Source organism: Malonomonas rubra, assembly GCF_003247215.1.
Lineage (GTDB): Bacteria > Desulfobacterota > Desulfuromonadia > Desulfuromonadales > Geopsychrobacteraceae > Malonomonas > Malonomonas rubra_A.
This window is the reverse complement of sequence record NZ_QKAP01000097.1, coordinates 1-5,996: the sequence shown is the minus strand read 5'-3', so window position 1 is coordinate 5,996 and position 5,996 is coordinate 1. Positions and strand designations below refer to the sequence as shown.

Here is a 5,996-nt window from a genome sequence, read left to right as displayed (position 1 = left end):
GAACCATCTGGCGCTTTCTGCTCCGCGCGCGGTGGGCAGTATGCTCGGCTACCGCTGGGGGGAAAACGAACTGCTGCTGACCGACCACCAGCAGCCGGCCGGGGGGGTGTTTGAACTGTCGAGCAAGGATGTGTTGCTGTTCAAAAACCATCCACATGCGCTTTCGGCGCGGAATCTGCTGACGGCAAAAATCCTTGAACTGATTCCTCAGGGCGGTTCGGTCGGCGTGAGGCTTGATTGCAACGGTGAGGAATTGATAGCCCAGGTGGTGCGGGAAGCCGCCCTGGAGTTGAATATGGAGGTTGGCATGACGGTATATGCAGCAATCAAGGCATCCGCCTTCAGGAGGCTGGTCTGATGAAAGAGAAGTTGATTTTTACCTTGTGCCTGATCCTGTGGCTAGTTGTCTGCAGTGTTACTGCTGGCGCCTCAGAAATTCACATTTCGGCTGCCGCTAGTTTGACCGACGCGATGAAAGAAATCATCAACAACTACCAAAAGAGTTATCCGCAGGCAGCGTTGTTGCCGAATTTCGCCTCCTCCGGAGCCTTGGCGAAACAGATCTCAGCAGGTGCCCCGACCGATATCTACATATCCGCCAACCCGAAGTGGATGCAGTACTTGCAAGATCAGGGGCAGATCGTCGCCGATTCGAAGCGGACACTGGTGGACAACAGTCTGGTCTTTGTCGGTATGGAGAAAAGCGTAACGCAGCTGGCCGAATTGGTGAACCTGCAACGAATTGCGATCGGCAGCCCCAAATCGACGCCGGTTGGGCGTTACGCCGAGCAGGCACTGAGCAACGCCGGCCTGTATGAGCAACTACAAGCGGGACGGAGATTGATTCTGGCCAAGGATGTTCGTCAGGCGCTGCTTTATGCCGATCGCGGTGAAGTCGACGGAGCTTTCGTCTATCGGACCGATGCCTTGCTGGCGCAGCAGGCGCAGATCCTTTTTGCCGTGCCACAGGATTTGTACCCGCAGGTGGTTTATCCGGCTGCGTTGACTAATTCTGGTGCTGAGAAACCGATGGCTGCTGATTTTTTCAACTACCTGTTCAGTCAGACGGCCCAGGATGTTTTTCGCAAGTACGGGTTTGTGATCGATTTATAGCAGGCGGTCCGCAGGACCTCTTGACGGGAATATTATGTTAAGTCTCTCCCCGACAGATTATCAGGCTCTCTGGCTTTCTGCCAGAGTCGCTTCAGTAGCAACCCTGCTTGCCCTGCCGGTCGGTTTCGCCTTGGCCTGGTTGCTGGTGTTCAGCAAGATACGTTGCAAGCCAGTGCTCGACGGTTTGATCAATCTGCCGCTGGTGCTGCCGCCGGTGGTGGTCGGTTATCTACTGTTGCTGCTGCTCGGGCGGCAAGGTCCTCTTGGCTCCATACTCAACAGCCTCGGGATTCAGATGATATTTTCCTGGAAGGGGGCGGTGATCGCCTGTACCGTGATCGGTTTGCCGTTGATGGTGCGCTCAATCCGGCTCGGCATGGAGCAGATCGATCCACATTTGCTGAATGCCTCACGCACCCTCGGCGCCGGTTGGTTTGACTGCCTGCGTTCGGTTGTGGTCCCGCTATCGGTTCCGGCTCTGATCACCGGCAGCACCCTCTGCTTTGCCCGATCACTTGGTGAGTTCGGAGCGACCATCATTCTGGCGGGTAACATTCCCGGCGTTACCCAGACCATCCCGCTGGCGATCTACGATTACACTAACACCCCTGGCGGTGAAGCCGGGGCGATGTCACTCTGCATCCTTTCCATCGGCCTTTCGTATCTGGTATTGATGCTGAACGAACTGCTGTTGCGCAGATTCCGCCGCAACAGCAGTTGACATCATTTGATGCGTGTATTGGTCAGTGTACCTGTCAACCGGAGCTGGTAATTACCGTCTGCTTGCGGCTTGTGCAGCAGGCTGAGCATATCTTTCAGAGTTGGGTCGAGCGCCGCCTGCGGGGTCAGGGTCAGCTCGAGATTGACAAGGCTGCGCGCCGCTGTTGGGCCGAGACGGAGGGTTCCGCTGCCTAACAGGGTCAGGGCTGAGCCGCTTATTTCCAGGGCGATTATATTGAGCGTCTGCCCGGTCGCTTCGATACTGCAGTGCAGTCGACCAAGCGGCAGGATGTCATCGCTAACGCCAAATTTTTGCAGTCCGGTCAGCAGCAACCTACTCATAGAAACCTGCATCCGACTTTTGTTCCTCCCCTGCAATGGCAGGGTACCGTCAAATTCACCCTTATCCAGCTGGCCACTGATGGTTAATGGTAGCTGGGGACCGAGTGTCTCGTTGATTTGCAGCCCGGAAAACTCTGCGGTGACCTTGCCACTACGAAAGGCGATCCCATCGATCTGTCCCTGCAGAGCTTTGAGGCTGAAGCTGACGCCGGGATCGTTGCTGGCCAAGGTCGTCCACAAGGGGTAGAGAGCAAGCTCGGTCAGCAGTAGAGGCGGGTGCGGGATTTGCGCAGAACCGATTTCCAGCTTTTCCACTCCAAGTCCGAGGGGAAAAATCACCTCCGGGTCGTCCATTTGTAGTTCCAGTTGTTGCTGCCTGGCCAGCTGTTCAATCCATATGCTGAGCGGGGTCAGTGGTAGGTTCAGTAGCAGTGCCAGGAAAAAGAAGCAGAGGAAACTGCAGATGCAAAGCGCGACCGGATGGCGAAGCTGATTTGCCAGGCGCGTCAACATCAACGCTTCTCCTTTAAGCGGCTGAGGGTCATCACCGTGTCGAGCTGTTCCGGATTGTCGAAGCGGGTTCTGACCCGTAACTGCGAAATATTCAGCCGCTGCTTGGCTGTCTCAAACTGGTAAAGCAGTTCCACCAGCTGGTTCAGTAGCAGCCTTTCCAGCCTGATTTCGACCCCCTCTTCGACCAAATCCTCACGGACTTTGTCTGGCTGCGGCCTGACATAAAGCAGCTGGCTGCGGGCACCGATCTGCTGGGTGGCGTTTTCAACCGAGGCAATCAGATTGACGTTTCCAGCCGGATCGTTGTCGACCTGCTGTAGGCTGCTTGCCAGTTTGCGGTATTCGTTCAGCGACTCGCGCAACTGGTCCAGTTCCCGCTGGGCGGCAGCCGTTTTGTGCTCTAGCCGCTGCAGCGCCTGTTGATGGCTGGTGTAGATCCAGAAACCGCAAAGCAGCAAAATTGCTACTACCCCGATCAGCAGTGGTTTCAAATGTTTTTCCCGGTCGAATCCGCTCATCTGGTCAATCCTCCTGGCTCAGTAGAATCTGCAGTTGAAAATCGACCTGACTGCCGTCAATTGCCTGCTTGCTGTCGAGAATCCGGACTTCCGAGAAGCCTGGGTTGCGTTGCAGGCTGGCCAGCAGTTTGCTGACAGCATCGAAGGTGCTGGTTGTACCGCTCAGCCGCAGTCCGTCTTCGTTCTGCAGGTACTCTTTGATGTCGACGGACAGGTTCGGTTCGATACTTTTGGACACGGCCAAGAGTAGGTCGAGAGCTTGTGGCTTGGCGGCACCGAACTGACTGGCTTTTTGCTGCAGCACTTTAAGCTTCGATTGTAGCTGGAGGGTGGCTGGGACCAGCAGTTTTTCACCAGGAAATTCCTGAAGGTAGAGGATGTTCATCTGCTGCTCCAAAGCGGCAAACTGCTCCACTTTTTGCTGATATTGCAAGTAGCCATTGCCGAGCAGGGCCGTCAGGGTGCAGAAAAACAACCCCGCGGCAAGCCACATGCGATGCTTGAGCGACTGCCAGTCATTTTTCAGCTTATAGCTCCCCGAGCGCAGGTTCAACTCATCAGCCCCCGATTTCGCCGCAGTCAACGCTAGGCAGGCAGCGCTAGTCAGTTCGGGCGCAACCAGCCCGGTTTCGCTGCGGTGTTGAAGCTGCTCGATCTCGAAGCCTGCTGACTGTAGTTCCGAGGCCAACTCGGAATCTGAGGAACTGCACAACATGCGCAGCCGCATAAGGGGAACGCTGGTGCTGTGCGCTAGCAGCAGAGCCTGCTGGACGATCTCAGCAGTCCCACTTTCATCTGTCTGTGGCAGCAACCGAAGGTCGACCGGTCGACCTTCTTGATAGCGGACCAGGGCTGTTTCATTAGGCTCCTGACAGAGCAGCAGGGCGTCGTCGATCCATTGGCAACCCGCGCCGTAACAGAACGGCGCCAAGCCGATGAAACCAAGCGGCTCGCGGTTGTCATCGTATCCGTCGATCAGTTGTTCCAGTCGCTGTTTATCTACCGCTACCGCCAAAATATTCTTTTCGCCCAGAGCTTGTTGGAAGAGGGCTCGCTCCTCAAGCGTTTGTGGCAGCCGTCGAGCCATCTCCGGTACGGCTGCCGCGGCGACCTTGCGTCTGTCGTTGAAAGGAAATTCCAGCCAGCGAAATAGCGCACTTTGGGCCGGCAGGGCACAGGCTAGTCGATCGGTCATCTGCAACGGTCCCAGCAACTGCGCTAACTGGTCAGCCAGAGTTATTTCGGAGTTCCGCTCGAAAAAACCGACTTTAAGTAGTTTTGGTTCCTGTGCGTCGCCGGTGGCGACTGCGAATCGCCACTGTTCGAGGCCAGGTTGAAGAGCAATAATTCTACGCCGCATGTGTTAATTCACCTTCTGCCAGAGAAGTTTGCCTTTCCCTTTATCGACGATCGCCTGCAGCCTTCGGCTGCCGTTGTTGAACCGCCCCTGACTGTTGATCAGATAGTACGAACTGGTTACGCCCAAATCAAGTTGCCGGTTTAGGGCGGTAAAGTTCTCGAGGCCGATCGTGTCCCGCAGATCATCGAGGTTTTGGTATGGTTTTTCCGCGCGTCGATTGAGCAGGCTATCGACGCCGGCCACCGCTTCAGCATCCCAGCTGCGCAACACCTCCGGGGTTGCCGTGTTGATGTTCAGTCTGCCGATGCCGAAGCTGCTGACATGTGGTCGAAGCAACTCTACGGTGGCAGGAGTAAAGCCCTGCACCAAAACCAGCTCATCGAGACTTTGCAAAGGACCGTCGCTTGCTTCGTAGGGCGGATTTTGTCTCAGGTAATCGGCATCTTCGGCCCCTTCAGGTTCCGGTTCATGATCTGGATCGAGCCAATCGATCAGCGCATCTGCCAAGGCTTCGGGATTGTCCAAGGGCAATTCCAAGCAGAGTCTGACGAAGCGTTCTCGGAAAACTGGGTTGGGATTCCCTGCGGCATCGACCAGCTTGTTCAGTGGAAGTCGGCCATCCAGATCTTCGATGCTGACGCTCAGGCTCCCTTCAGCGACCGGGTAGTTCTGCACTCCGACCGACCAGAATTCTGTAGGCACTTTGGCGTCATAGCTGTTTTTGTCGGTTTGCAGAAGCATCCGTCCGGCCTTAATTCCCCCGCGTGCCAGATATTCGGCCCGCGTTGAATCGCGAAAGGTTTCTGTCAGACGTAGGTCAACCAAGGTCGAAAAAGCGAATTCGCTGAGGAGGGCGCTGAGCAGTGCGATCACCACCAGTACCAACAGCAGCACCATTCCCCGTTCGTTATTGACCGCCATCGCGCTCCTCCGGTTGCGGTAGCTCGAACAGGCTGATCAGGGGAGGGCGGTCGCCAAGATCCTCCAGTTCAATTTCTGCCCGCACCAGCAATGGCCTGCCGTCACTCGTGCTGTTCCACTCGTTTCGCCAGCGGGTCCCGTCATAAAAGCCGAAGGCCAACCGGGAAATTCCTTGCGCGAGGTGTTCCTCAGTCGGCTTGCCCGGGGAATTCTCCCCCTTTTCGCTGCGCCATAAGGTCATGCGGTTATCCTGATCGGGAGCCAGGCGGTAACCGATCCGGCGCATTCCAGGATAAGGCCCGCCGCTCGAACTGGTCAGCAACTCGATAAAGGTTTCGTTCTGACTGTTGAGTCCTCCCGACAGGATTGTCTCACCGGGTTGTTCGGTCAGGGTCAGTCCGAGCAGTTCCCGATTCAGCCGGGCACTCAAAACGCGGCCGAGGTGCAAGGCGTTTGCCTGTTTTTCGACCTGTTCCTTGGCGCTGCTGCTGGTAGCGAAAACGCCATAG

Annotated in this window: 8 protein-coding genes; 3 read left to right on the top strand and 5 right to left on the bottom strand. The window is 56.3% G+C overall.

What is annotated here, in order from left to right:
* The 3 genes from Q7J88_RS10475 to modB form a co-directional block, all read left to right on the top strand.
* The coding region (locus tag Q7J88_RS10475) for a TOBE domain-containing protein (protein WP_303722140.1) at window positions 1-358 on the top strand (358 nt) is incomplete at its 5' end.
* Window positions 358-1,113 (top strand): molybdate ABC transporter substrate-binding protein, encoded by a 756-nt coding sequence (modA, locus tag Q7J88_RS10470; protein ID WP_303722139.1) that lies wholly within the window; start codon window positions 358-360, stop codon window positions 1,111-1,113. The genes Q7J88_RS10475 and modA, both read left to right, overlap by 1 nt.
* A gap of 34 nt (window positions 1,114-1,147) precedes the next feature.
* Complete coding sequence (modB, locus tag Q7J88_RS10465) at window positions 1,148-1,834, top strand: molybdate ABC transporter permease subunit (RefSeq protein ID WP_303722138.1); 687 nt, start codon at window positions 1,148-1,150, stop codon at window positions 1,832-1,834.
* A gap of 2 nt (window positions 1,835-1,836) precedes the next feature.
* Here the strand turns inward: modB and gspN are convergent, their stop codons facing one another.
* The 5 genes from gspN to Q7J88_RS10440 form a co-directional block, all read right to left on the bottom strand.
* Window positions 1,837-2,688, bottom strand: a complete 852-nt coding sequence (gene gspN / locus Q7J88_RS10460; RefSeq protein ID WP_303722137.1) for a type II secretion system protein GspN — start codon at window positions 2,686-2,688, stop codon at window positions 1,837-1,839.
* Window positions 2,688-3,206 (bottom strand): hypothetical protein, encoded by a 519-nt coding sequence (locus tag Q7J88_RS10455; RefSeq protein WP_303722136.1) that lies wholly within the window; start codon window positions 3,204-3,206, stop codon window positions 2,688-2,690. The genes gspN and Q7J88_RS10455 overlap by 1 nt, the downstream gene beginning before the upstream one ends.
* Before the next feature lie 4 nt (window positions 3,207-3,210).
* The gene (locus tag Q7J88_RS10450; protein ID WP_303722135.1) at window positions 3,211-4,566 is read right to left on the bottom strand and encodes a GspL/Epsl periplasmic domain-containing protein; all 1,356 of its coding nucleotides are present in this window, start codon (window positions 4,564-4,566) and stop codon (window positions 3,211-3,213) included.
* A gap of 3 nt (window positions 4,567-4,569) precedes the next feature.
* Window positions 4,570-5,487 (bottom strand): type II secretion system minor pseudopilin GspK, encoded by a 918-nt coding sequence (gene gspK / locus Q7J88_RS10445; RefSeq protein WP_303722134.1) that lies wholly within the window; start codon window positions 5,485-5,487, stop codon window positions 4,570-4,572.
* Window positions 5,474-5,996 (bottom strand): type II secretion system protein GspJ (locus tag Q7J88_RS10440; RefSeq protein ID WP_303722133.1); only part of this gene is annotated, 523 nt, incomplete at its 5' end. The genes Q7J88_RS10440 and gspK, both read right to left, overlap by 14 nt.

Coding starts and splice junctions, on each gene's coding strand:
- modA (WP_303722139.1), top strand. CDS start 358: ATGAAAGAGAAGTTGATTTTTACCTTGTGCCTGATCCTGTGGCTAGTT.
- modB (WP_303722138.1), top strand. CDS start 1,148: ATGTTAAGTCTCTCCCCGACAGATTATCAGGCTCTCTGGCTTTCTGCC.
- gspN (WP_303722137.1), bottom strand. CDS start 2,688: ATGTTGACGCGCCTGGCAAATCAGCTTCGCCATCCGGTCGCGCTTTGC.
- Q7J88_RS10455 (WP_303722136.1), bottom strand. CDS start 3,206: ATGAGCGGATTCGACCGGGAAAAACATTTGAAACCACTGCTGATCGGG.
- Q7J88_RS10450 (WP_303722135.1), bottom strand. CDS start 4,566: ATGCGGCGTAGAATTATTGCTCTTCAACCTGGCCTCGAACAGTGGCGA.
- gspK (WP_303722134.1), bottom strand. CDS start 5,487: ATGGCGGTCAATAACGAACGGGGAATGGTGCTGCTGTTGGTACTGGTG.